Raw genomic sequence first — 20,942 nt, forward strand, 5'->3', positions numbered from 1 at the left:
CCAGTGTAGGCCTGCTGTTTCAAAATGTGACGGGTGGCCTGGGCATGTTTTCACACCGCTGTGCCTGCGCCCATCCCTAAACCTGACGAAGCGGGAACAGGCCCGTCGATAGAATCCGGCCCTCCCAGCGCCTCTGCATCACCCATGCCACACGCCAGCACGCCCGTTCAGCCCACGCTTCCCGTGGTGATCGTCGGTGCGGGGCTCGCGGGCCTCACCGTGGCGCTCCACCTGGCCGACAAGCACCCGGTGGTGGTGCTGGCCAAGCGCAACCTCAACGAGGGCGCCACGCAATGGGCCCAGGGCGGCATCGTCGGCGTGCTGGGCACCGACGACAGCATCGAATCGCACGTGCGTGACACGCAGGACGCCGGTGCCGGCCTCGTCGACGAGCACACGGCGCGTTTCATTGCCGAGCACAGCGCCGCGGCCGTGGAATGGCTGGTGGCGCGCGGCGTGCCCTTCTCGCCCGACCCCGAAGGCCCGCTCGGCCTGCACCTCACCCGCGAAGGCGGCCACGCCGTGCGCCGCATTGCCCACGCGGCCGACGCCACCGGCAAGGCCATCCACGACGTGCTGCTCGAGGAGGTGGCCCGCCACCCCAACATCCAGCTGCGCGAGCGCTGGATGGCGGTCGACGTGATCACCTCGCGCCACCTCAAGCGCGACGAGCAGCCGCATTGCTACGGCGTCTACGCACTCGACATCGACCACCAGCGCGTCGAGACACTCCCTGCCGCCGCAGTGGTGATGGCGACCGGCGGTGCCGGCAAGGTCTACCGCTACACCACCAACCCCGATACCTCCACCGGCGACGGCATCGCGATGGCGTGGCGCGCGGGCGCCCGCGTCGGCAACATGGAATTCATCCAGTTCCACCCGACCTGCCTGTACCACCCGCAGGAGCGCAGCTTCCTCATCACCGAGGCGCTGCGAGGCGAGGGCGGCCATCTCAAGTTGCCCGATGGCACGCGCTTCATGCATGCGCACGACGAGCGCGGCGAGCTGGCCCCGCGCGACATCGTCGCCCGGGCGATCGACTTCGAGATGAAGAAGCACGGCGTCGACAACGTGCTGCTCGACGCCACGCACCTCGGCGCCGAGTTCCTGAAAGAACACTTCCCGACCATCTACGCGCGTTGCCTGAAGCTCGGCATCGACATCACGACGCAGCCCATCCCCGTGGTGCCGGCGGCGCACTACACCTGCGGCGGCGTGGTGACCGACCTGCACGGCCGCACCGACATCCCGGGGCTCTACGCGGTGGGCGAGACCACCTACACCGGCCTGCACGGCGCCAACCGCCTGGCGAGCAACTCGCTGCTCGAATGCGTGGTGCTCGGCCGCACCTGCGCCGACAGCATCCTCGCGCTCGGCGGGCGTGAGCCGGCCGCGTTGCCGGCTTGGGACGAGAGCCAGGTCGAGAACTCCGACGAGCAGGTGGTCATCTCCCACAACTGGGATGAGCTGCGCCTCCTGATGTGGAACTACGTGGGCATCGTGCGCACGACCAAGCGGCTGGAGCGTGCGCTGCATCGCATCTCGCTGCTGCGCGGCGAGATCGATGACTACTACGGCAGCTTCCGCGTGACGCGTGACCTGCTGGAGCTGCGCAACCTGGTCGATTGCGCCGAGCTGATCGTGCGCTCGGCGCTGATGCGGCACGAGAGCCGCGGGCTGCACTTCAGCCGCGACTTCCCGCAGACGCTGCCGGTGAGCTTCCCGACGATCCTGATGCGGCCGGCGGGTCGCACGCAACGCGGGCCGCAGCCTCGCGGCGCAGGGCCCACCGGTCTCTGGCGATAGCCCCTCAGGCGGCGGCGAACTTCGCCAGCCGCTGACCGATGATCGCTTCGGCCTCGGCCATGATGCGGTCGATCAGTTCCTTCACCGTCGGCACGTCCTTGATCAGGCCGGCCACCATGCCGCACGACCACGCGCCCAGGTCCATCTCGCCCTCCTTCATGATGCGCGGGTAGACGCCGGCCACTTCGGCCGCGATGTCGTTGAAGGTGATGGCAGAACCCAGTTCGCGCTCCTTCTCCAGCAGCCGCTCCACCGCCGCGTTCTTCAGCACACGCTCGGTGTTGCGCAGCGGGCGCATCACCAGCCGCGTGTCGAGCTCGCTGGCCGCGACGATCGCGTCCTTCACGTTCTGGTGCACCGGCGCTTCCTTTGTTGCGATGAAGCGCGTGCCCATGTTCATGCCGTCGGCGCCGAGTGCGAGCGCGGCCACGAGCGAGCGGCCATCGGCCATGCCGCCCGAGGCGACGAACGGGATCTTCAGCTCTTCGGCTGCGCGGGGGAGCAGGATGAAGTTGGGCACGTCGTCTTCACCCGGGTGGCCGCCGCACTCGAAGCCGTCGACGCTCACCGCATCGCAGCCGATGGCTTCGGCCTTCAGCGCGTGGCGCACCGAGGTGCACTTGTGGATGACCTTGATACCGGCTTCCTTCAGCGCAGGCAGGTACTTCTGCGGGTTGTTGCCGGCGGTCTCGACCGCCTTCACGCCGCCGTCGATGATGGCCTTGATGTAGCCAGGGTAGTCGGGCGTGTTCACCGAGGGCAGGAAGGTGAGGTTCACGCCGAAGGGCTTGTCGGTCATCTCGCGGCAGCGGGCGATCTCCTTCGCCAGGTCGGCCGCGCTGCGCTGCGTGAGGCCGGTGATCAGCCCCAAGCCGCCCGCGTTGGAGACGGCCGCGGCCATCTCGGCGAAGCCGACGTAGTGCATGCCGCCCTGGATGATGGGGTGCTCGATGCCGAAGAGTTCTGTGATGCGGGTCTTCATGGAGGGAGTCCTCTTGACGGTGGAATTGTTCTAGGCGGCCTTCAGGCGTGCGACCGCCGCCTGCTTGATTTCGCGCTTCAGGATCTTGCCGGAGGGCGTGCGGGGGAGCGGTGCGCGCGCGCGTTCGATGTAGCGCGGGATCTCGAACTTCGCGAGATGCACTTCGAGGAATTTGCGCAGCTCGTCGACGTCGAGCTTGTCGGTGCCGTAGACGGTCGCGCCGACCTCTTCGCCGAGGCGCTCGTCGGGCACCGCGTAGACCGAGGCCTCGATCACCTCCGGGTGCATCACCAGCGCCGCCTCGACCGCGCCGCAGCCGATGTTCTCGCCGCCGCGGATGATCAGGTCCTTGAGGCGGTCGACGATGTAGAGGTAGCCCTCGGCGTCGATGTAGGCGCCATCGCCGGTGCGGAACCAGTCGCCGTCGAACGCCTGCTTGTTCGCCTCGGGGTTGTTCCAGTAGCCGGTGAAGACCGAGGTGCCACGCACCCACAGCTCGCCGCGCTCGCCTGGGGGCAGCACGCGGCCGGTCTCGTCGGTGACGCGCAGCTCCAGCACTTGCGAGCAATGCCCCGAGCTGCTGGGGTGGTCGAGGTAGTCCTGCCCCACGATGCCGGCGCCGATGGCGTTGGTCTCGGTCATGCCCCAGCCGATGTTGGGGATGGCCTGCGTGAAGCTCGCGTCGATCTGCCGCACCTGCTCGGGCGCACGCGGGGCACCGCCGCCACCGAGCGAGGCCAATGTGGCGAGGCTGAAGCGACCCGACTGCGCCACACGGATCAGGTCGCCGGTGACGGCGGCCGGCCCGGTGAGCGAGGTGAGGCGCTCGCCGTCGATCAGCTCGGCCGCCTTCTCCGCATCCCAGCGGTACATGCTGGCCAGGCGTCGCTGCAGGCGGTAGCTGCCCAGGAAGGACGAATGCAGCCCCGTCACATGAAAGAGCGGCACGGCGAGCAGCGTGCCACCTTGTTCGACGGGCTCGGGGCGCACGACGCCATTGACCTTGTCGAGGATGGCGTAGTCGAGCTCCCACGAGAGCAGGGCCGAGATCACCATGCGGTGCGTCGACGGCACGCCCTTGGGCCGGCCGCTGGAGCCCGAGGTATAGAGCATGATGGCCAGGTCGTCGGGCCCCATCACGACGGGTGGCATCGGCACATCGCCGAGCCCGGCCGTCGCGGCCTTCAGGTCGCGCGCCCCGGCCTTCAGTTCGGTGGCACGCACCGACAACACCTGCAGGCCCTTCACGGGTTTCTGTGCCAGCCGGTCGAGCCGCTCCTGGTCGGCCAGCAGCACTTTCGCCCCGCAGTCGACGAGGGCGTAGGCCATGTCGTCGGCCTGCCAGTGCGCGTTCATCGCGACGGCGATGGCGCCGATGGACGTGATGGCGCTGAACGCAAGCATCCACTCGGGGTAGTTGCGCATCGAGATCGCCACGCGGTCGCCCGGCTTCACGCCGCACTGGCGGACGAGCACATGTCCGATGCGCGAGGCCTGCTGCCACGCTTCACGGAAGGTGTAGCGCTCGTCCTCGTAGATCAGGAAGGGCAGGTCGGTGACATAGAGCTCGTAGTAGTCGCGCAGCGTTGGCGGGGCGTTCTTGAACGCCTTCACCTTGCGGCCATGGGCGACGATGTCGATCAATTCGCCGGGTTGCCCTGGCGCGGTGAGTTCCGCGATCGCTTGCGCGCGAAGCATCGGTTCCGGCATTCAGCGCCCCTTGAAGACAGGCTCGCGCTTTTCCACGAATGCCTTGGCGGCCTCCTTGTGATCTTCTGTCTGTCCGCAGTGGATGTGGTGCGTGGCTTCGAGGTCCAGGCACTCGTCGACCTCGCCCGCCATCGCGCGGTTGAGGTTCTCCTTCATGTAGCGGTAGGCCACGGCCGGACCCTTGGCGAGGCGGGCGGTGAGCTCGTTGGTGCGTGCGCCCAGGTGCTCGGGCTCGCACACCCAGTTGGCGAGGCCGAGGCGCAGCGCTTCGTCGGCAGAGATGCGGTCGGAGAGCATGTACAGCTCGCGTGCCTTCGCGGCGCCGATCAGCTGCGTCATGAAGTAGGTGCCGCCGTAGTCGCCGGCGAAGCCGACCTTTGCGAACGCGGTGGTCATGAAGGCGCTGCTCGACATCAGGCGCAGGTCGCAGGCCATCGCGAGCGACAAGCCCGCGCCGGCCGCCGCACCGTGCAGCACGGCCACCGTGGGCTTGGGCATCTTGAAGAGGCGGCCCGCCGTCTCGCGCTGGCTGTGGCGCTGCTGGTGGATGGCTTCGTCGATGGTGCGCTGGCCCACCGTGCCGTCGCCGGCGGCGGCCATGCCCTTCACGTCGCCACCGGCGCAGAAGGCCTTGCCCGCGCCGGTGAGCACGACGCAGCGCACCTCGCTGTTGAACTCGGCGGCGACGAGTTGCTGCTGCATGGCCTGCAGCATCGCGCGCGAGAGGGCGTTGCGCGCCTCGGGGCGGTTCATCGTCAGCGTGAGCACGCCGGCGTGCAGGGAGGCTTGCAGGTCCGGCGTGCCGGTGTCGAGCGTGGTCATGGGCTGTCTCCTGTCGTCGTCTGGTTCGTCTTACTTCACGAGGCCGAGTTCGCGGGCGTCTTTTTCATAGTTGGCATACGAGGCCTTGAGCGTGGCGCTGTTGAGGATCATCTCGGCCACCTGCGTGCGCGTGCCGGCTTGGAAGACCTTGGTGCGGATCCAGCACGACTCGGTGCGTGCACTCTCGCTGAGGGCGATGATGTCGCGCTCGAGGTCATACGATTGACCGACGAAGAGCGGCCCCTTGATGAGGCGGATCTGCTGGCCAGCAAAGAGGCCGACCGCGGGCTGCTTGCCCTTGAAGCCCGCGAGCGCCGAGGTGCTGCCGAGCAGCACGCTGATCATCTCGATGGGGATGATGGCGCGGCCCCAGGGCGACGAGGCGCCACCCTCGGCGGTGTACCAGGGCGAGGGCTCGGTGATGACCTTGAGCTTCGAGTTGAGCGTGAAGGGGTAGTAGTCGCCCATGTGCTGGTCGAAGCCCATGGCGATGGTTTCCTTCTGCGCGCCCCGCTGGCCGACCTTGAGGTCGCGGTTGATCACGAGGCCGGTGGCCGGGCGCAGCTTGGCGATGCGTTGCGGGATCTCGTGTTGCGCATCGGGCACGTCGCCGACGGAGGCCGTGCCGGTGAGCACGGGCGTGCCGTCCTTCTTCTCGGCCCAGATCTTCACGAGCTTCTCGCCGGCCTTCGGTGGCTGCACGAAGGCGCGCACCTCTTCGCCTTCGACGACCATGTTCTGGTAGTGCGAGCTGATGCAGCCGGTCTCGAACCAGGCGTTGCCGAAGAGGCTCGCGAGCAGCGGGTCGAACTGGCTGAAGTGCGTGGGGCCTTCGATGGGGCCGGCCTTCAGGCCCAGGTCCCCGGCGGTCTTGTCGTCGTGGATGGAAAGGTGGCCGCCATAGGTCTGCTCGGCGAGCATCTGGCGGGGTTGGCGCAAGGGGCCGCAGAGGGCCAGCGGGGTGTCGAAGGGGGCGGTCATGGCGCGTCCTGGCACAACGATGGGAGAGGACAACGAGCATAGGCCCCGCGCCATGCCAGCACAGTCGCGCGGGTGTCATGCGAGAGGGGCTCCGTTGACGGAAGATGCAGCCCTTGCGCGGCTGCAGGCCGTCCCCCCGCACAAACCCGAATCCAAAAATGGAACTGCTCACCACCACACCCCTGCCGGCCCACGGCTGCATCGAAACGCAAGTCGTCGGCAACGTGCTCCTGATCGGCATCAACCGCCCGGCCAAGCGCAATGGCTGGACGCCCGAGATGTTCCGCCAGCTCGGCGAGGCCTACACGCGGCTCGACGACGACCCGTCGCTGTTCGTCGGTGTGCTGCATGCCTTCGGCGACCACTTCACCGCCGGCCTCGACATGCCCGCCGTGCAGTCGCACCTGGAGCGCGGCGAGAAGTTGATCCCCGAAGGCCTGGTCGAGCCGCACGACTTCGGCAAGCCCGGCTACCGCCGCCGCACCAAGCCGGTGGTCGCCGCGGTGAAGGGCATCTGCTTCACGGTTGGCATCGAGCTGATGCTGGGCGCCGACATCGTGGTGGCGGGTGAAGACTGCCGCTTCTGCCAGAAGGAAGTGCAGCGCGGCCTGATGCCGGGCGGTGGCGCGACGCTGCGCATGTCGGAGCGCGCAGGCCTGGGCAACGCGATGCTGTACCTCTTGACCGGCGACGAGTTCGACACCCCTACCGCCTACCGGCTCAACTTCGTGCAGAAGGTGGTGCCGAATGCTCAGGTGCTCGATGAAGCGCTCGCGATTGCGCAGCGCATCGCCGCACAGGCGCCACTCGCGGTGACCGCGACGCGCCTCAACGCGATCAAGGCAGTGGAAGAAGGGCCGGCGGCAGCCGTCGCCGAATTCGCGGCCGTCCAGCGCAAGATCTTCGCCAGCGAAGACTGGGCCGAAGGCGTGCGCTCCTTCGTCGAGAAGCGCCCCGCGGTGTTCAAGGGCCGCTAGGCGCGCGCCTTCATGGCGCTTCGGGCCTGCACGAATTCGAACGCGTACTTCACCGCCTCGGCGATGGCCACTTCGTTGTGGGCGCGTTCGTTTTCGGTGAGGTAGAAGACCAGGTCCACGTCGTGGCGGACGTAGCGCGGCGGCAGCCGGTTCAGCGCCACGCAGGCCACGTCGGCCAGCTGGTCGCGTGGCACCTGGTACTTCGCGGACGAGGCCAGCACGGCCTCGAAGATGATCCGCTCGTAGTGGTTGTGGATCGACTCGAAATCAGCAGCGCTCATGATGTCGAGCGCACGACTCAAAGACGTTCGAGCACCCGCATGGAATAGTCGACCGCCTTCACGTCCTTGGTCAAGCGGCCGATGGAGATGCGGTCGACGCCGGTGGCTGCAATTTCACGAATCTGGCTCAGCTGCACGTTGCCCGAGACTTCGAGCAGCGCGCGGCCCTGGGTGATGGCCACGGCCTCGCGCATCAGCGGCTCGGTGAAGTTGTCGAGCAGCACGCTCTGCGCGCCGGCATCGAGGGCCTCGCGCAGTTGATCCAGGTTTTCCACCTCGACCTGGATGTCGACGCCCGAGTTCAGCGCCAGCGCGCGGCGCAGCGCCTGGGACACACCGCCGGCCGCGGCGATGTGGTTCTCCTTGATCAGGATGCCGTGCCACAGCGCCAGGCGCTGGTTCTGGCCGCCGCCCACGCGCACCGCGTACTTCTGCGCCTGGCGCAGGCCGGGGATGGTCTTGCGCGTGTCGAGCACGGCGCAGCCGCGTGGGTTGGGCGAGGCGCCGGCGATCGCGTCGACATGGCGGCGGGTGATCGTCGCGGTGCCCGAGAGCAGCTGAAGGAAGTTGAGCGCAGGTCGCTCGGCCGAGAGCAGGGCGCGTGCGTTCGATTCGATGTGGCACACGGTCGTGTCGGGCGACATCAGCGCGCCTTCGTCCACATGCCAGTCGATGCGGGCATCGTTGTCGAGCGCCTTCACGCATCCGTCGAACCAGTCGCGCCCGCACAGCACCGCTTCTTCGCGCACCAGCACGCGCGCCTTCACCCGCTGCGCGCCGGGCACGAGCATGGCCGTCCAGTCGTGGCGGCCGATGTCTTCGCTCAGTGCATCGTCGATGTTGCGTTCGCGGGCTTGTTCGAGGGTTTCGTTCTGGTCGTACATGGCGAAAAGAGCAGTGTTCAGGCTGCGCCGACGTTGGGCACCAAACCCGGCTTCTGGATGGCAGTGGGGTTGCGCTTCACGAAGTCGAGCATGCGATCGATGCAGCCCAGCGCCTGGGTGCGGATCGGCTCCTCGACGTGGATTTCGCCCACGCCGTTTTCCAGGCAGGCGACCACGCCTTGCAGGGCGTTCATCGCCATCCAAGGGCAGTGCGCGCAGCTCTTGCACGTCGCGCTGTTGCCGGCCGTCGGGGCTTCGATCAGCGTTTTGCCCGGCGCGAGCTGGCGCATGCGGTGGAGGATGCCGTTGTCGGTGGCGACGATGTAGGCGGGTGCGTTGCCTTGCACCACCGCGTTGAGCAACTGTGAGGTGGAGCCCACCACGTCGGCCTGCTTCACCACGCTTTCGGGCGACTCAGGGTGCACCAGCACCATCGCGCCGGGATGCTGCGACTTGAGCAGGTCGAGCTCGAGGCCCTTGAACTCGTCGTGCACGATGCAGGCGCCGTTCCACATCAGCATGTCGGCATGCGTCTGCTGCTGGATGTAGCGGCCGAGGTGGCGGTCGGGTGCCCACAGGATCTTCTCGCCCTGGTCTTTCAGGTGCTTCACGATGGCGAGCGCACAGGAGCTCGTGACCATCCAGTCGGCGCGGGCCTTCACCGCCGCGCTGGTGTTGGCGTAGACGACGACCTTGCGGTCGGGGTGCGCATCGCAGAAGCGGGCGAAGTCATCGGCGGGGCAGCCGAGGTCGAGCGAACAGGTGGCATCCAGATCGGGCATCAGCACGCGCTTCTCGGGGCTGAGGATCTTGGCGCTCTCGCCCATGAAACGCACGCCGGCAACGACAAGTGTCTTGGCGGCATGGTCGCGGCCGAAGCGGGCCATCTCGAGCGAATCGGACACGATGCCGCCCGTCTCGAGCGCGAGATCCTGCAGGTCGCCATCGACGTAGTAATGCGCGACGAGCACGGCGTTGTGCCTGGCGAGCAGCGCCTTCGCGCGCTCTTTCCAGCTCTGGCGCTGATCAGGGGTGAGGGGCTCGGGGACTTTGGCCCAGGCTTGGGCGGTGCAGCTGGCGCCAGTGGCGTCTTGCCGCGTGTAGTCGAACAGCACTTGGCTCATGGCTGGGTGTGAGGTGATCCGTGACCGGCACGGGGTCGGTCATGGTAGCCCAGCAAGGAAACCAGCAAAGAAAAGGGTGCGGGCCTTGCGGACCGCACCCAAAGGGACGACAGCTCAGAAAACACGATCAGCGGTTGAAGCGCTGATGGGATCTAGTTTTGCACGGTCGTACATATATCGCCTCAGGATTTGCCCCAGGACAGCCTCTGCCGCGTGAAATCGGCCGGATTTTCGGTGAGTTTTTGCGCAGTCGTGCAAAAGACGGCGACCGGCGGGCAAAGAAAAGCGCCACGAGTGGCGCTGTGTGCGGGGGCCTTGGATCAACCGAGGCTTTGCTCGGCTTCCATCAGCTTGTATCGCGCGAGGGCGAGGTTGGTGCGCTGCTTGTCGAGCACGGCGAACAGGAAGAGCCCCTTGTGCCGCGTGGCGTGGCGCATGACGTGGTGGCGCGGGCCGGCGCTCGTCATCACCTCGTCGATCTCGGTCGTGAGGCCGAGCTGGCGGGCTACGTGCTGGTGGGTGCGCAGCAGTTGCGCACTGGCGGCGGCTGCGAGGTCGAGATCGACCGGCTGGCCTGGCTGCTCCTGCTTGGCGAGGACGAGGCCGGAGCTGGCATCGACCACCGCGCAGGCAAAGAGTCCGTCAAGGGCCGACAGCACCTCCAGGGCACGCTCGGCGAGTGCGGGGTCGAGCAGCGGGCGGCGCGGCAGGGGGACCGTGGCCTCGTAGGCCGTGGCGGAAACGGGCAGCGAGACCTTGGCGCCTTCCACGCCCGGGGCGGGGCTGGACAGGTCGGCCACCTTGATCTGGAAGCCGTCGAGCCCGGGAGCCAGCGCAGGAGGCGGCCCCCACACGGGCTCCTTCTTGACGCGGTTCCACATGCCCAGCAGCGAGTTCCACACGGCCGACGCGCTCGTCAGCGCTTCGTTGAGCACCTGTACCTTGAGCCGCGCAGGCCACTCGATCATGCCGATCTTGTTGGCGATCCACACGGCGTTGGGCGGCAGCATGAAGAGCAGGGTGGGGCAGCGCCAGTTGGCGTGCCGCACGGCGGCCTGCAGGGTGTCGAGCATCTCGTCGATCGCATGCGGCTGCATGGCGCCGACGATGACGGCCGTCATGTGGCTGCGCTCCATCAGCGCAAGCGGCACGGCCGCATTCGCGGTGCCGGGGGCGCGCACGTCGGCGTGGTAGATGCGCAGCATGTCCTCGTTGCGGCGCTCGAGCGTGGTGCGCTCGATCATCGCCAGTGTGCGCAGCGTGCCCTGCTCGCGCAGGTGCAGGCGCTCGATAGGGCGGCCGCTCGCATCCGACAGCGCCTTGATCACCGCGCTCGCCCACACCGCCGTGGGGTCGTAGAGCGCGATCAGCCGCGTGGCCGTCTCGAGGTCGGCGCGGGTGGCGGTGAAGTGATCGCGGATCGCCTGCGCAGGCGATCCCGAGACGACCAGGTCGCGCTGGTGGCTGTCGACCATCTGGCCGCGGTCATTGACCTCGGTGGCCACGCTCTCCAGGATGGCGGTGGCGGCAAAGCCCTGGTCCGAATCTCCAGATGCGGACTGGCCGCGAATGGTGCGCAAGTCACCGAAGAGCGAGCTGAGCATGTCTTGTACTCCCGTACATCCGCGCCGTGGGCGGCGCTGTTGACTCGGGAGTCTAGGCCCCTGCCGTCTTCACGACATCCCATGGTTTGCAACCATTGGTTGAAAAGGGGCATTCGTTTGAGGGGGGCCGGCCCGCAGGAGCGGTCAGCGCGCGCTCGCAAGTCGCGGCAACCGGCAGTTCAGCTGAAGAACACGCTCGGTGGCGCCCCCACCGAGCGCCTGACCATCGCGGTGAAGGCGCTGGGGCTTGCATAGCCGAGTTCGGTCGCGATCACCGACATCGGCACCTTGCGTGCGGCCATCGTCAGCGCCTTGGCCAGCAGCACCTGCTGGCGCCACTGCAGGAAGGTCGTGCCCAGCTCGCTGCGGAAGAGCCGCGCCACCGTTCGCGCGCTGGCGCCGGTCTCGGCGGCGCAGGTCTCGAGCGTGCTCCAGCGCGTGGGGTCGTCGAGCACCGATTCGCACAAGACACGCAGGCGCTTGTCCTGCGGCAGGTCCACGCCGATGGGCACCTGCTGCGCGCGGCGCAGCTCGTCGAGCACGAGGGCGATCAGGTGCTGCTCGCGCGGCCCGGGCCGCTGGCCGGGAACGATGGCGCCGGGCTCGGTGCCCAGGTGCATCACGAGCTCGCGCAGCAGGCTCGAGACCTCGATCACGCGGCAGTGGCGCCAGGGCGAATCGGCCGGGGGGCTGAGCTCCGGGCCGACGTGCCTGTCGTCCTGATAGAGGTAGAGCGTGCGGATCTCGGCGTCTTCGACCACGTTGACCATGTGCTCCACGTTTTGCGGGATCCACACCGCGCGCGACGGCGGCACGATGTAGGTGCTGCGCGTGGCCGTCATGCGGATCACGCCCGTCACCGAGAACGCGAGCTGCCCCCAGGGGTGGTGGTGCGGATCGATGTGGGTGTCGGCCGCCAAGCGACGCATCTTGGCGCGCACCGGGTAGTCGGCCGTTGGCGCATAACGCTTCGGGTCGACGGGCGGCACGCTGGTGCGGCGGCGAGGTGCAGGCGAACGGGTCATGTCCGTTTCTCGATAGAAGTTGACGAACTATCGTAACTCTGTCGTTCACCCGGCGCCTAGAGTGCGGGCATTGCATCTCGGCAGCTCCCATGACTTCTGCTTCCGTTTCCCTGTCGCAAGACGCCAAGACGATCAGCCTGATCGGCCTGGCGCACGGCACCTCGCACTTCTTCCACATGCTGCTGGCGCCGCTGTTTCCGCTGTTCATCCGCGACTTCGGCTTCAGCTATTCCGAGCTCGGCCTCCTGGTGTCGGTGTTCTTCGTCGTCTCGGGCGTGGGGCAGGCGCTGGCGGGCTTCCTCGTCGACCGCGTGGGTGCGCGGCCGGTGCTCTTCGTCGCATTGGGCTGCTTCGTGCTCGCCGCGCTGGCCGTGGCCACGGCGCAGAGCTACACCGGCCTGATGCTGGCCGCGATGCTCGCCGGCCTGGGCAACTCGCCTTTCCACCCGGTGGACTTCACCATCCTCAACAAGCGCGTGTCGCAGCCCCGGCTGGGCCATGCGTTCTCGGTGCACGGCATCACCGGCAACCTGGGCTGGGCCGCAGCGCCCGTGTTCCTCGCCGGCCTGACGGCGGCCACCGGCTCGTGGCGCATCGCGGCCGCCGGCATGGGCGTGTGGGCCCTCTTCGTGATGGCGGTGCTGTGGCTGCACCGCGATGCCATCGACGACCGCGTGGGCAGCTGGGCGCATGAGGCCAAGGGCAGCACCAAGGCCGCGCCGGTGAACGAGCACCCGCTGGCCTTCCTGCGCCTGCCGTCGGTGTGGCTGTGCTTCTCGTTCTTCTTCTGGACCACGGTGTCGCTGAGCGCGATCCAGAGCTTTGCGAGCCCGGCGCTGCAGAAGATGTACGACCTGCCGCTGTCGATCACGGCCTTCGTCGTGACGGGCTACATGCTGTGCGGCGCGGCAGGCATGGTGGCGGGGGGCTTCCTGGCGAACCGCGCCGAGCGGCTGGAACGCATCATCGGTTTCTGCCTGATGGGCGCGGCGCTGTTGCTGGCGATCGTGGCGACGGGCGCGTTGCCGGGCCTGCTGGCCTGTGCGGTCGCATCGCTGGCGGGTTTCGGTGCGGGTCTCGCCGGGCCTTCGCGCGACATGCTCATCAAGCAGGCCGCGCCTCCCGGGGCGACGGGCCGCGTGTATGGCACGGTGTACTCGGGGCTGGACTTGGGCTTTGCCATCGCGGCACCGGTGTTCGGTGCGCTGCTCGACCACGGCTCGGCGTCGGGCGTGTTCTACGGCTCGGCCCTGGCGCTCACGTTGGGCGTGGCCTCCGCCTCGCTCGTCGGCATCGGCATTGCGCAACTTCGTGGGGCCCGTAAAGTCGCTGCATGACGACTTCTTCTGCACGCCTCGCCGGCCACGCGCTGGTGGAGGCCCTGGTGGCGCAGGGCGTGAGCACGGTGTTCGGCGTGCCGGGCGAGAGTTTTCTCGCCGCGCTCGATGGCTTTCACGAGCACCGCGACAAGATCCGCTTCGTCGCCTGCCGGCAGGAGGGTGGCGCTGCCTTCATGGCCGAAGCGCAGGGCAAGCTGACGGGCCGGCCCGGCGTGTGTTTCGTGACGCGCGGGCCGGGTGCGACGAATGCCAGCATCGGCCTGCACACCGCGTTTCAGGACAGCACGCCGATGGTCCTCTTCATCGGCCAGGTGGCGAGCGACCAGCGCGACCGCGAGGCCTTCCAGGAAGTCGACTACCGCCAGATGTTCGGCCCCGGCACGCTCGGCTTCGCCAAGTGGGTGGGCGAGGTGCACGACGCCGACCGCCTGCCGGAGTACGTCTCGCGGGCCTTCCACACCGCGCTGCAGGGCCGACCCGGCCCGGTGGTGCTGGTGCTCCCCGAAGACATGCTGACGAAGGCGACGGCTTCTCCGGTGCTGCCGCGGGCCGAGCCCGCGCATGCCTGGCCGGCGCCCGGCGGCCTTCGCGAGGTGCGCTCGATGCTGCTCGCCTCGAAGCGCCCGTTCGTGATCGTCGGCGGCGGCGGCTGGGACGCCGCGGCCTGCGCCGCGATGCAGCGCTTTGCCGAGAATTGGAAGCTGCCAGTCGGCTGCGCCTTCCGTTTCCAGGATGTGTTCGACAACCGCCACCCGCAGTACGCCGGCGACGTGGGCATCGCCATCAACCCCAAGCTCGCCGAGCGCATCCGCAGCGCCGACCTCGTGCTCGCCATCGGGCCACGCCTCGGCGAGATGACGACCAGCGGCTACACGCTGCTGCAGCCACCACGGCCGGTGCAGAAGCTCATCCACATCCACGCGGGCCCCGAGGAGCTGGGGCGTGTGTATGCGGCCGACCTGTTGCTGCAGTCGTCGATGGCCAGCGCCGCCAAGGCCCTCGAAGGCCTCACCGCGCCGCCCCAGCTGCCGTGGGCCGAGTGGACCGAGCAGGCCCATGCCGACTACGACGCCAACCACGTCGCGCAGGAGGTTCAGCCGCTCGACATGGCGGTCGTGGTCAAGACGATCCAGCGCCTTGCCCCTGAAAACACCGTCTACACCAACGGCGCCGGCAACTACGCCGGCTGGCTGCACCGCTACTGCCGCTACCACGGCCTGCAGCACCATGGCCGCACGCAGCTTGCGCCGACCTCGGGGGCGATGGGCTATGGCGTGCCGGCGGCCGTGGCCGCGTCGTTGCTCTACCCAGATCGCACCGTGGTCAACATCGCCGGCGATGGCGACTTCCTGATGACCGGGCAGGAGCTGGCCACCGCCACCGGCTATGGCGCCAAACGGCTGATCAGCGTGGTGGTCGACAACGGCACCTACGGCACCATCCGCATGCACCAGGAGCGCGAATACCCGGGCCGCGTGAGCGGCAGCGATCTCTTCAACCCCGACTTCGCGGCGCTCGCACGGGCCTACGGCTGGCAGGCGTGGTCGCTCTCGCGCACCGACGAGTTCGAGCCCGCTTTCGCCGAAGCGCTGGCCTCGCAGCGTCCGTCCCTGCTGCATCTGAAGCTTGATGCCGACGTCAGCACCAGCCGCAGCACGCTCACCGCCATCCGCGACGCCGCACTCAAGTCTTCGCCGAAGGCTTGAGGAACAGCAGCACCAGCCCCAGCAGCACCACGCCGGCCGCCGTCCACTCGAACGCGGTCACCACCTCGCCCAGCACCACCACGCCGAGCAGCATGGCGATCACCGGGTTGACGAAGGTGTAGCTCGACGCGACGGCCGCGCTGGTGCGTTCGAGCAGCAGCATGTAGGCGTTGAACGCGATCAGCGAGCCGAAGACGACGAGGTACAGCCACGCCACCGCGGCCGCGGGTTCCGGCGGCCACTGCGGCACTTCGCCACGCAGCGCCGACATCGCCATCAGCACCGCCCCGCCGCAGATCATCTCGCTTGAAAACCCGGCGAGGCCCGGTGCCAGCGGGAGGCTGCGCTGGCTCAGCACGCTGCCGAGCGACCACGCCGCACAGGCGATCGCGATCGCCGCCAGGCCCGCGGGCGAGGCCTGGAAGCCTGCGCCCTGCGTCAGCATCAGCACGCCGCACAGGCCGACGACGATGCCCGCCAGTTCCAGCCGGCTCGGCTTGATGCCCCACAGGCGGTTGAGCGCCGCAATCATCAGCGGCACGACCGCGATGAACGCGACGACGAGACCCGAGCCGACCGTCTGCTCGGCATAGGCCACGCCGCCCATGCCACCGCCCAGCATCAGCGCGCCCACCACGAGGGCGTGCCCCCATTGCCGCCGCGAGGGCATGGTCGCCCCGCGCCACGCCATCCACGCCAGCACCGACAGGCCGGCCACGAGAAAGCGCGTTCCCATCTGGAAGAACGGAGGGAAGCTCACCAGCGCGAACTTGATCGCGAGGTAGGTCGAGCCCCACACGATCCAGGTTGCGGCGAGGCAGGCGATCAACAGCGGGCTCAAACCCGCGCGGTCGGAAGAGGAGAGGGCGGCAGTTCTGTCCATGCGCTGCATCGTAGGAAGGGCGCGTGCTGGTTTGAATGGCAAACTGAAGCTTTCCGCGGCCAGCTGCTTGTCCGATTCAAAGCCGAAAGCGAGGTTTGCCTTGAACTCCGAACTGGACGCCTACGACACCCGCATCCTCGCCGAGCTGCAGGCCGATGCCCGCCTGTCCATGGCCGAGCTGGGGCGCCGCGTGCACCTGAGCCAGCCCGCCGTCACCGAGCGAGTGCGCAAGCTCGAAGGGGCCGGCGTCATCACCGGCTACCGTGCGTCGGTCGACCTGTCGAAGCTCGGCTACGGCATCCGTGCGCTGGTGCGCGTGGGTCGAGCCGAGTACGCCCGCGTGGTCAAGCTCGTGAGCCAGACGCCGGAGGTGGTCAACGCCTTCAACGTGACCGGCGAAGACAGCTGGATCCTCGAGATCGCCGTGATCGACGTGCCGCACCTCGATGCGGTGGTGAGCCGCTTCTGCCTGCTCACCGAGACCTCCACCGCCATCATCCTCAACGTGGCACGCGAGCACCACGCCATGCTGCCGCCGCGCCGAGAAGACGTGAAGCCGCCCGTCGGTCGACGGAAGGCCTGATCAGCGACCCGCGACCTGCGCCACGTAGCGGGCGAGCAGCGCGAGGTCTTTCTCGGAGAGCTTGTCGCGGAACGAGGGCATCACGCCGAGGCCGTTGCGCAGCGCCTGCGAGACGCGGGCCTCATCGGGCTTGAGCTCATCGAGCGGCGGGCCGATCTCGCCGCTGGCCTGGGCATCGCGCAGGCTGTGGCAGACGGCGCAAGACGGCGCCGTGCCGCTCGTGAAGAGCTTGCGCCCCGCCTCGCGCTCATCGGCCTGCACCGCGAGGCTGGACGCGGCCAGGGCGGCCGCGGCGATGCAGTGCAGTGCGGTGTTCACGCGGCGACGACGTTCACCGCGTGGTCGGCCCAGCTGTTGTTGCCGTAGCCGGCGAGGTTTTCCTCTCGTTGCTGCGGCTGCACGTTGCCGGCCGCATCGGTCGCGCGGCTCACCAGCACGTGGTTGCCGGCGGGCAGGTTGGCCGAGAGGGCGAACTGGCGCCACGCGAACGGCCCGAGGTCGGGGCCGACGAGCTTGGCATCGCGCCAGGTCTTGCCGCCGTCGGTCGACACTTCCACGCGCTTGATCGGCGAGCCGCCGCTGAAGGCCACGCCGAGGATCTGCACCGAGCCCGCGCCGACCTTGCCGCCGCCGTCGCCCGAAGGGGTGTTGATCCACGACTTCACGTTCATCAGCAGCACCGAGGCCTGCGTCGGCTCGGCCTTCTGGCCCATCGGCGTCATGCGGTAGCCGTGCGACATGATCCTGGCCTTGCTCTCGGTCGGGGCGAGCGCGATGCGCTTGACGTACTTGATGTTGTTGACGCCCTGGTAACCCGGCAGCACCAGGCGCAGCGGGCCGCCATGGGCGACGGACAACGGCGCGCCGTTCATTTCCCAGGCCAGCATCGCGTCTTGCAGCGCGGCGATCGGCACCGAGCGCTCGACCATCACGCTCAGCGGGTCGACGCCCTCGGGCAGCTTCTCGCCACCGGTGCCGGTGAGGTAGAGCATGCCGCTCTGCGCGCCGCCCAGGCGCTCGATGACCGACTTCAGCGGCACCCCAGCCCAGATCACGCAACCGGCGGCGCCCACCTTCCATGGCGTGCCGCTCGGCTTGTGCGGGAAGAAGCCGCGGCCGTTGCCGCTGCACTGCAGGACGGTGGCGACGGAGGTGAAGTCGATGGTCTTGAGCTGCGCGAGCGTGAGCGTGCCGGGCTTGGCCACGCCTTCGAAGGCGACTTCCCAGGCGTCGCGGTTGGCGACCACGCTCTCGGGCGGCGCCGGCAGGTTGTTGCGCACGTACAGGCGCTCGGCCGGCGTGATGAGGCTCGAGCCCATGGCGCTGCGCTTGGTTTCGATCGTGCTGCTGCTGTGGATGATCAGGCTGTCGGCATCCTTCCAGGCGGCATAGGCCGGCAGCTTGGGCGCGGCAGGTGCGGCCGGCGGAACGGCCGGGGCCGGCACTGCCGGCGCGGCAGCGGTCGTCGCTGCGCCCGTGGCACAGCCCGCCAGCGGAGCGGCAACGAGGGCGGCGCTGCCTGCAAGAAGTTGACGGCGGCGGACATCGGTGGGCTGTGACATGGCGGTCGATCGCTCCAGGGTGATTGGCGGTTCAGGAAGACCCGTCGCGTAGGCGTGGGTCAGGCGGACTGACGGGCGCGAAGCATAGCCAGCCTGTTGGAAACCCAACAGGTCGTTGAATCGATTGCTTACACCTTGCGCGTTTATTGTTGCGAAGAGAACGAAAGTGCTCTCGAAAATAGCATTCGCACAAGAAGGTGCTGCCTTTGCAACAAAGGCAGGTTCAAAAACCGCAGGAGGACATCGTCATGTTGAGAACCCGCCACGCCCTGGCCGCCGCTTGCTTCTTGCTGAGCGCCGGCCTTGCCCATGCTCAGCAGGTCACCGCGATGATCGCGGTCGAGCCGACCTCGAAGAAAGACTCGCTCGCCGTCGTCACGGCCATCGTCGAGTCGGCCCTCAGCAAGGCCACCGGCAAGGTGGCCAAGGTCTCCATCAACGAGGACCTGACCGACGTGATGCGGGCCACCCGCACCGGCGAGGTCGACATCTACATCGCCCCGCCCCAGGTGGCGGCCTCGGCCCTGTCGCGCGGCTACGAGCTGATCGGCTCCACCAACCCGATGGAGCAGTACGTGCTCGTGACCCGGCGCGACAGCAGCACCGTCTCGGCGCTCGGCGGCCGCCGCCTGTACCTGCCGCAGCAGGACTCGGTGTACTCGTACGTGGCGCGCGGCATGCTGAACGCGGCAGGGCTGTCGTTCCAGAACCTGCAGGTCGAGTTCGCGCGCTGGCCGAGCGCCGGGCTGATCGCCGTCGACATGGGCGTGTTCGATGCAACCGTGGTGCGCCAGACCGAGTGGGACGACTGGGTCAAGTCACGCGGCCGTGCCTTGCATGCGGTGTCGACCTCCATCCCGGTGCCGGGCGGTCTCTCGGTGGTGGTGCGCAAGACGCTGCCCGAGAAATCGCGCGAGAAGCTGGCACGCTGGTTTGCCACCAACGCCACCAGTTCGGGCCTGAAGGCGGTGACGGAGCGGCCCGACATGTCGATGTACAAGGCCGTGGCCGAGCTCGGCTACTTCACGCCCAACAGCCTGCCCGGCGCCGAAGTCGTCACCGCGGCCGACGTGCGCAGGCTCGTGGCCGAAGGCGCGGTGATCGTCGACACCCGCTCGGAGAAGGAATACAAGGCCAAGCGCATTCCGCAGGCGGTGTTCGTGCCTTACCACGAGAAGAGCCTGAAGGACGTGGCCTTCGACTTCGCGAAAGACGACTTCCGCGACCTCGCCAAGCTCGACAAGGAGAAGCCGACCATCTTCTCGTGCAACGGCGCCGAGTGCTGGAAGTCGTACAAGGCCTCCAAGGCGGCGGTGGCGGCCGGCTTCAAGAAGGTCTACTGGTTCCGCGGTGGCCTGCCCGAATGGGAAGGCACCGGCCTGCAGGTCGCACAGAACTGATCGGGCGCGCCGGGGCAGGGCCGGCGCGATGGCAAACTTCAGCGGGTGCTGCACCGCCACATGCCGGTGGCGGTGCCGAATTCCCCGGCATTGGAAGGACGCCATTCATGACCACCGACTTCGCCACCTGCGACTTCTGCGACACCCACAAGAACAACACCGACGGCACGTTCCGCGTGCTGCCGCCGGTGTTCAAGGACTACGGCAAGCGCCTCAAGTTCGCCGGCCGCGTGACCACCGTCAAGTGCTTCGAAGACAACTCGCTGGTGAAGGCCGCGCTCGACACCCCGGGTGAAGGCCGCGTGCTGGTGGTCGACGGCGGCGGCTCGCTGCGGCGTGCGCTGGTCGGCGGCAACCTGGGCGCCGCGGGCGCCAAGAACGGCTGGGCCGGCATCGTGGTCGACGGGTGTGTGCGCGACAGCGCCGAGCTCGCCATCTGCGACCTGGGCATCCGTGCGCTCGCGCTGATGCCGCTGCCCACCGAGAAGCGCAACGAGGGCCAGCGCGACGTGGCCGTGCAGATCCAGGGCGTGTGGGTGCGGCCCGGCGACTGGCTGTACGCCGATGAAGACGGCATCGTCGTCAGTGCCTCCGCTTTGACCTGAGCGGCGCAATGCCGCGCACCGGCGAGATCAGCGAGCCGCGGGTGCTGCTGACGGGTTTCGACCCGTTCGGTGGCGCCTCGCTCAACCCGAGCTGGCTGGCCGTGCAGGCCTTGCACGGCCGGCAGGTGGCGGGCCATCGGGTGGTGGCGGCCCGGCTGCCCACGGTGTTTGACGAATCGGTCGCGCAACTGCGCGCGCTGCTCGCGGCGCACACGCCCGGGCTCGTGCTCTGCGTGGGCGTGGCGAGCGGCCGGCGTGCCATCTCGATCGAGCGGGTGGCGATCAACCTCAACGATGCCAGCCTGGCCGACAACCAGGGCGCGCGCCCTGTCGACACCCCGGTCGTGCCCGGCGGCCCGGCCGCCTTCTTCAGCAGCCTGCCGGTCAAGGCGATGCTGCAGGCCTTGCAGAAGCAGGGCCTGCCGGTGGAGCTGTCGCAGACCGCCGGCACTTTTGTCTGCAACCACGTCTTCTACGGCCTGATGCACACCCTGGCGACCGACCCGGCCCACGAGGGCGTGCGCGGCGGCTTCGTCCACGTGCCCGATCTGGACGCACTGGCCTTGCCCGATCTGGTGGGCGGAATGCATTTGCTGCTGGAGGTGGCGATCCGCGTTCGCACCGACCTGACCCTCAGCGCCGGCGCGGTGTTCTGAGGCATTTGCCC

Annotated in this window: 20 protein-coding genes; 8 read left to right on the forward strand and 12 right to left on the reverse strand. The window is 68.3% G+C overall.

What is annotated here, in order from left to right; translation table 11 throughout:
- Positions 1-144 precede the first annotated feature (144 nt).
- Positions 145-1,806 (forward strand): L-aspartate oxidase, encoded by a 1,662-nt coding sequence (gene nadB, locus JI745_RS25830; protein WP_201813387.1) that lies wholly within the window; start codon positions 145-147, stop codon positions 1,804-1,806.
- Between the two features lie 4 nt (positions 1,807-1,810).
- Here the strand turns inward: nadB and JI745_RS25835 are convergent, their stop codons facing one another.
- Genes JI745_RS25835 through JI745_RS25850 form a run of 4 tightly spaced genes read right to left on the reverse strand, consistent with a single transcriptional unit; the run spans position 1,811 to position 6,301 of the window.
- Positions 1,811-2,788, reverse strand: coding sequence for a nitronate monooxygenase family protein (locus JI745_RS25835; protein ID WP_201813388.1), 978 nt, complete (start codon positions 2,786-2,788; stop codon positions 1,811-1,813).
- Between the two features lie 30 nt (positions 2,789-2,818).
- On the reverse strand, positions 2,819-4,486 hold the full coding sequence (locus JI745_RS25840; protein WP_201813389.1) for a class I adenylate-forming enzyme family protein: 1,668 nt from the start codon (positions 4,484-4,486) through the stop codon (positions 2,819-2,821).
- Positions 4,487-4,498: 12 nt separating this feature from the next.
- Complete coding sequence (locus JI745_RS25845; RefSeq protein ID WP_201813390.1) at positions 4,499-5,320, reverse strand: enoyl-CoA hydratase; 822 nt, start codon at positions 5,318-5,320, stop codon at positions 4,499-4,501.
- Positions 5,321-5,350: 30 nt separating this feature from the next.
- On the reverse strand, positions 5,351-6,301 hold the full coding sequence (locus JI745_RS25850; protein ID WP_201813391.1) for a hypothetical protein: 951 nt from the start codon (positions 6,299-6,301) through the stop codon (positions 5,351-5,353).
- A 158-nt stretch (positions 6,302-6,459) separates the two neighbouring features.
- Here JI745_RS25850 and JI745_RS25855 point away from each other — a divergent pair, with 158 nt between their 5' ends.
- A complete protein-coding gene (locus JI745_RS25855; protein WP_201813392.1) occupies positions 6,460-7,278 on the forward strand; it encodes a crotonase/enoyl-CoA hydratase family protein in 819 nt (272 codons plus the stop codon).
- Here the strand turns inward: JI745_RS25855 and JI745_RS25860 are convergent.
- The 5 genes from JI745_RS25860 to JI745_RS25880 all read right to left on the reverse strand — a co-directional run bounded on the left by JI745_RS25860 (position 7,275) and on the right by JI745_RS25880 (position 12,196).
- Positions 7,275-7,559 carry a late competence development ComFB family protein gene (locus JI745_RS25860; protein WP_201813393.1) on the reverse strand — a complete coding sequence of 95 codons (285 nt, stop codon included), beginning with the start codon at positions 7,557-7,559 and terminating at the stop codon, positions 7,275-7,277. The genes JI745_RS25855 and JI745_RS25860 overlap by 4 nt on opposite strands.
- Positions 7,560-7,576: 17 nt before the next feature.
- A complete protein-coding gene (gene nadC / locus JI745_RS25865) occupies positions 7,577-8,443 on the reverse strand; it encodes a carboxylating nicotinate-nucleotide diphosphorylase (RefSeq protein ID WP_201813394.1) in 867 nt (288 codons plus the stop codon).
- A gap of 17 nt (positions 8,444-8,460) precedes the next feature.
- On the reverse strand, positions 8,461-9,567 hold the full coding sequence (gene nadA / locus JI745_RS25870) for a quinolinate synthase NadA (protein ID WP_201813395.1): 1,107 nt from the start codon (positions 9,565-9,567) through the stop codon (positions 8,461-8,463).
- A gap of 320 nt (positions 9,568-9,887) precedes the next feature.
- Entirely contained in the window at positions 9,888-11,171 is a 1,284-nt protein-coding gene (locus tag JI745_RS25875) for a hypothetical protein (protein WP_201813396.1), read from the reverse strand.
- A 179-nt stretch (positions 11,172-11,350) separates the two neighbouring features.
- Positions 11,351-12,196, reverse strand: coding sequence for a helix-turn-helix transcriptional regulator (locus tag JI745_RS25880; protein ID WP_201813397.1), 846 nt, complete (start codon positions 12,194-12,196; stop codon positions 11,351-11,353).
- Positions 12,197-12,285: 89 nt separating this feature from the next.
- Here JI745_RS25880 and JI745_RS25885 point away from each other — a divergent pair, with 89 nt between their 5' ends.
- Together JI745_RS25885 and JI745_RS25890 are read left to right on the forward strand one after the other, a co-directional pair.
- Positions 12,286-13,533: an MFS transporter gene (locus tag JI745_RS25885; protein ID WP_201813398.1), complete on the forward strand. Its 1,248-nt coding sequence runs from the start codon at positions 12,286-12,288 to the stop codon at positions 13,531-13,533.
- The gene (locus JI745_RS25890; RefSeq protein WP_201813399.1) at positions 13,530-15,242 is read left to right on the forward strand and encodes a thiamine pyrophosphate-binding protein; all 1,713 of its coding nucleotides are present in this window, start codon (positions 13,530-13,532) and stop codon (positions 15,240-15,242) included. The genes JI745_RS25885 and JI745_RS25890 overlap by 4 nt, the downstream gene beginning before the upstream one ends.
- Here the strand turns inward: JI745_RS25890 and yedA are convergent.
- On the reverse strand, positions 15,220-16,125 hold the full coding sequence (yedA, locus tag JI745_RS25895) for a drug/metabolite exporter YedA (RefSeq protein ID WP_201813400.1): 906 nt from the start codon (positions 16,123-16,125) through the stop codon (positions 15,220-15,222). The genes JI745_RS25890 and yedA overlap by 23 nt on opposite strands.
- A gap of 100 nt (positions 16,126-16,225) precedes the next feature.
- On the opposite strand from yedA, the gene JI745_RS25900 reads away from it, so the two are divergent.
- Entirely contained in the window at positions 16,226-16,708 is a 483-nt protein-coding gene (locus JI745_RS25900) for an Lrp/AsnC family transcriptional regulator (RefSeq protein ID WP_255545785.1), read from the forward strand.
- Here the strand turns inward: JI745_RS25900 and JI745_RS25905 are convergent, their stop codons facing one another.
- Both JI745_RS25905 and JI745_RS25910 read right to left on the reverse strand, forming a co-directional pair.
- On the reverse strand, positions 16,709-17,026 hold the full coding sequence (locus tag JI745_RS25905; protein WP_201813402.1) for a cytochrome c: 318 nt from the start codon (positions 17,024-17,026) through the stop codon (positions 16,709-16,711).
- Positions 17,023-18,270: a sulfite oxidase gene (locus tag JI745_RS25910; RefSeq protein WP_201813403.1), complete on the reverse strand. Its 1,248-nt coding sequence runs from the start codon at positions 18,268-18,270 to the stop codon at positions 17,023-17,025. Before JI745_RS25910 ends, JI745_RS25905 begins: the two co-directional genes overlap by 4 nt.
- 248 nt (positions 18,271-18,518) lie before the next feature.
- Between JI745_RS25910 and JI745_RS25915 the strand changes: the two genes are divergently transcribed.
- From JI745_RS25915 to pcp, 3 genes are all read left to right on the forward strand, one after another.
- Entirely contained in the window at positions 18,519-19,670 is a 1,152-nt protein-coding gene (locus JI745_RS25915) for a PhnD/SsuA/transferrin family substrate-binding protein (RefSeq protein WP_201813404.1), read from the forward strand.
- A gap of 107 nt (positions 19,671-19,777) precedes the next feature.
- The gene (gene rraA, locus JI745_RS25920; protein WP_201813405.1) at positions 19,778-20,275 is read left to right on the forward strand and encodes a ribonuclease E activity regulator RraA; all 498 of its coding nucleotides are present in this window, start codon (positions 19,778-19,780) and stop codon (positions 20,273-20,275) included.
- Positions 20,276-20,283: 8 nt separating this feature from the next.
- Positions 20,284-20,931 (forward strand): pyroglutamyl-peptidase I, encoded by a 648-nt coding sequence (pcp, locus tag JI745_RS25925; protein WP_201813406.1) that lies wholly within the window; start codon positions 20,284-20,286, stop codon positions 20,929-20,931.
- The last annotated feature ends 11 nt before the right edge of the window (positions 20,932-20,942 follow it).

The organism is Piscinibacter sp. HJYY11, assembly GCF_016735515.1.
Lineage (GTDB): Bacteria > Pseudomonadota > Gammaproteobacteria > Burkholderiales > Burkholderiaceae_C > Rhizobacter.

What these genes read in the sequence shown, in the direction of transcription:
- nadB (WP_201813387.1), top strand. Translation starts at nt 145, where the DNA reads ATGCCACACGCCAGCACGCCCGTTCAGCCCACGCTTCCCGTGGTGATC.
- JI745_RS25835 (WP_201813388.1), bottom strand. Translation starts at nt 2,788, where the DNA reads ATGAAGACCCGCATCACAGAACTCTTCGGCATCGAGCACCCCATCATC.
- JI745_RS25840 (WP_201813389.1), bottom strand. Translation starts at nt 4,486, where the DNA reads ATGCTTCGCGCGCAAGCGATCGCGGAACTCACCGCGCCAGGGCAACCC.
- JI745_RS25845 (WP_201813390.1), bottom strand. Translation starts at nt 5,320, where the DNA reads ATGACCACGCTCGACACCGGCACGCCGGACCTGCAAGCCTCCCTGCAC.
- JI745_RS25850 (WP_201813391.1), bottom strand. Translation starts at nt 6,301, where the DNA reads ATGACCGCCCCCTTCGACACCCCGCTGGCCCTCTGCGGCCCCTTGCGC.
- JI745_RS25855 (WP_201813392.1), top strand. Translation starts at nt 6,460, where the DNA reads ATGGAACTGCTCACCACCACACCCCTGCCGGCCCACGGCTGCATCGAA.
- JI745_RS25860 (WP_201813393.1), bottom strand. Translation starts at nt 7,559, where the DNA reads ATGAGCGCTGCTGATTTCGAGTCGATCCACAACCACTACGAGCGGATC.
- nadC (WP_201813394.1), bottom strand. Translation starts at nt 8,443, where the DNA reads ATGTACGACCAGAACGAAACCCTCGAACAAGCCCGCGAACGCAACATC.
- nadA (WP_201813395.1), bottom strand. Translation starts at nt 9,567, where the DNA reads ATGAGCCAAGTGCTGTTCGACTACACGCGGCAAGACGCCACTGGCGCC.
- JI745_RS25875 (WP_201813396.1), bottom strand. Translation starts at nt 11,171, where the DNA reads ATGCTCAGCTCGCTCTTCGGTGACTTGCGCACCATTCGCGGCCAGTCC.
- JI745_RS25880 (WP_201813397.1), bottom strand. Translation starts at nt 12,196, where the DNA reads ATGACCCGTTCGCCTGCACCTCGCCGCCGCACCAGCGTGCCGCCCGTC.
- JI745_RS25885 (WP_201813398.1), top strand. Translation starts at nt 12,286, where the DNA reads ATGACTTCTGCTTCCGTTTCCCTGTCGCAAGACGCCAAGACGATCAGC.
- JI745_RS25890 (WP_201813399.1), top strand. Translation starts at nt 13,530, where the DNA reads ATGACGACTTCTTCTGCACGCCTCGCCGGCCACGCGCTGGTGGAGGCC.
- yedA (WP_201813400.1), bottom strand. Translation starts at nt 16,125, where the DNA reads ATGGACAGAACTGCCGCCCTCTCCTCTTCCGACCGCGCGGGTTTGAGC.
- JI745_RS25910 (WP_201813403.1), bottom strand. Translation starts at nt 18,270, where the DNA reads ATGTCACAGCCCACCGATGTCCGCCGCCGTCAACTTCTTGCAGGCAGC.
- JI745_RS25915 (WP_201813404.1), top strand. Translation starts at nt 18,519, where the DNA reads ATGTTGAGAACCCGCCACGCCCTGGCCGCCGCTTGCTTCTTGCTGAGC.
- rraA (WP_201813405.1), top strand. Translation starts at nt 19,778, where the DNA reads ATGACCACCGACTTCGCCACCTGCGACTTCTGCGACACCCACAAGAAC.
- pcp (WP_201813406.1), top strand. Translation starts at nt 20,284, where the DNA reads ATGCCGCGCACCGGCGAGATCAGCGAGCCGCGGGTGCTGCTGACGGGT.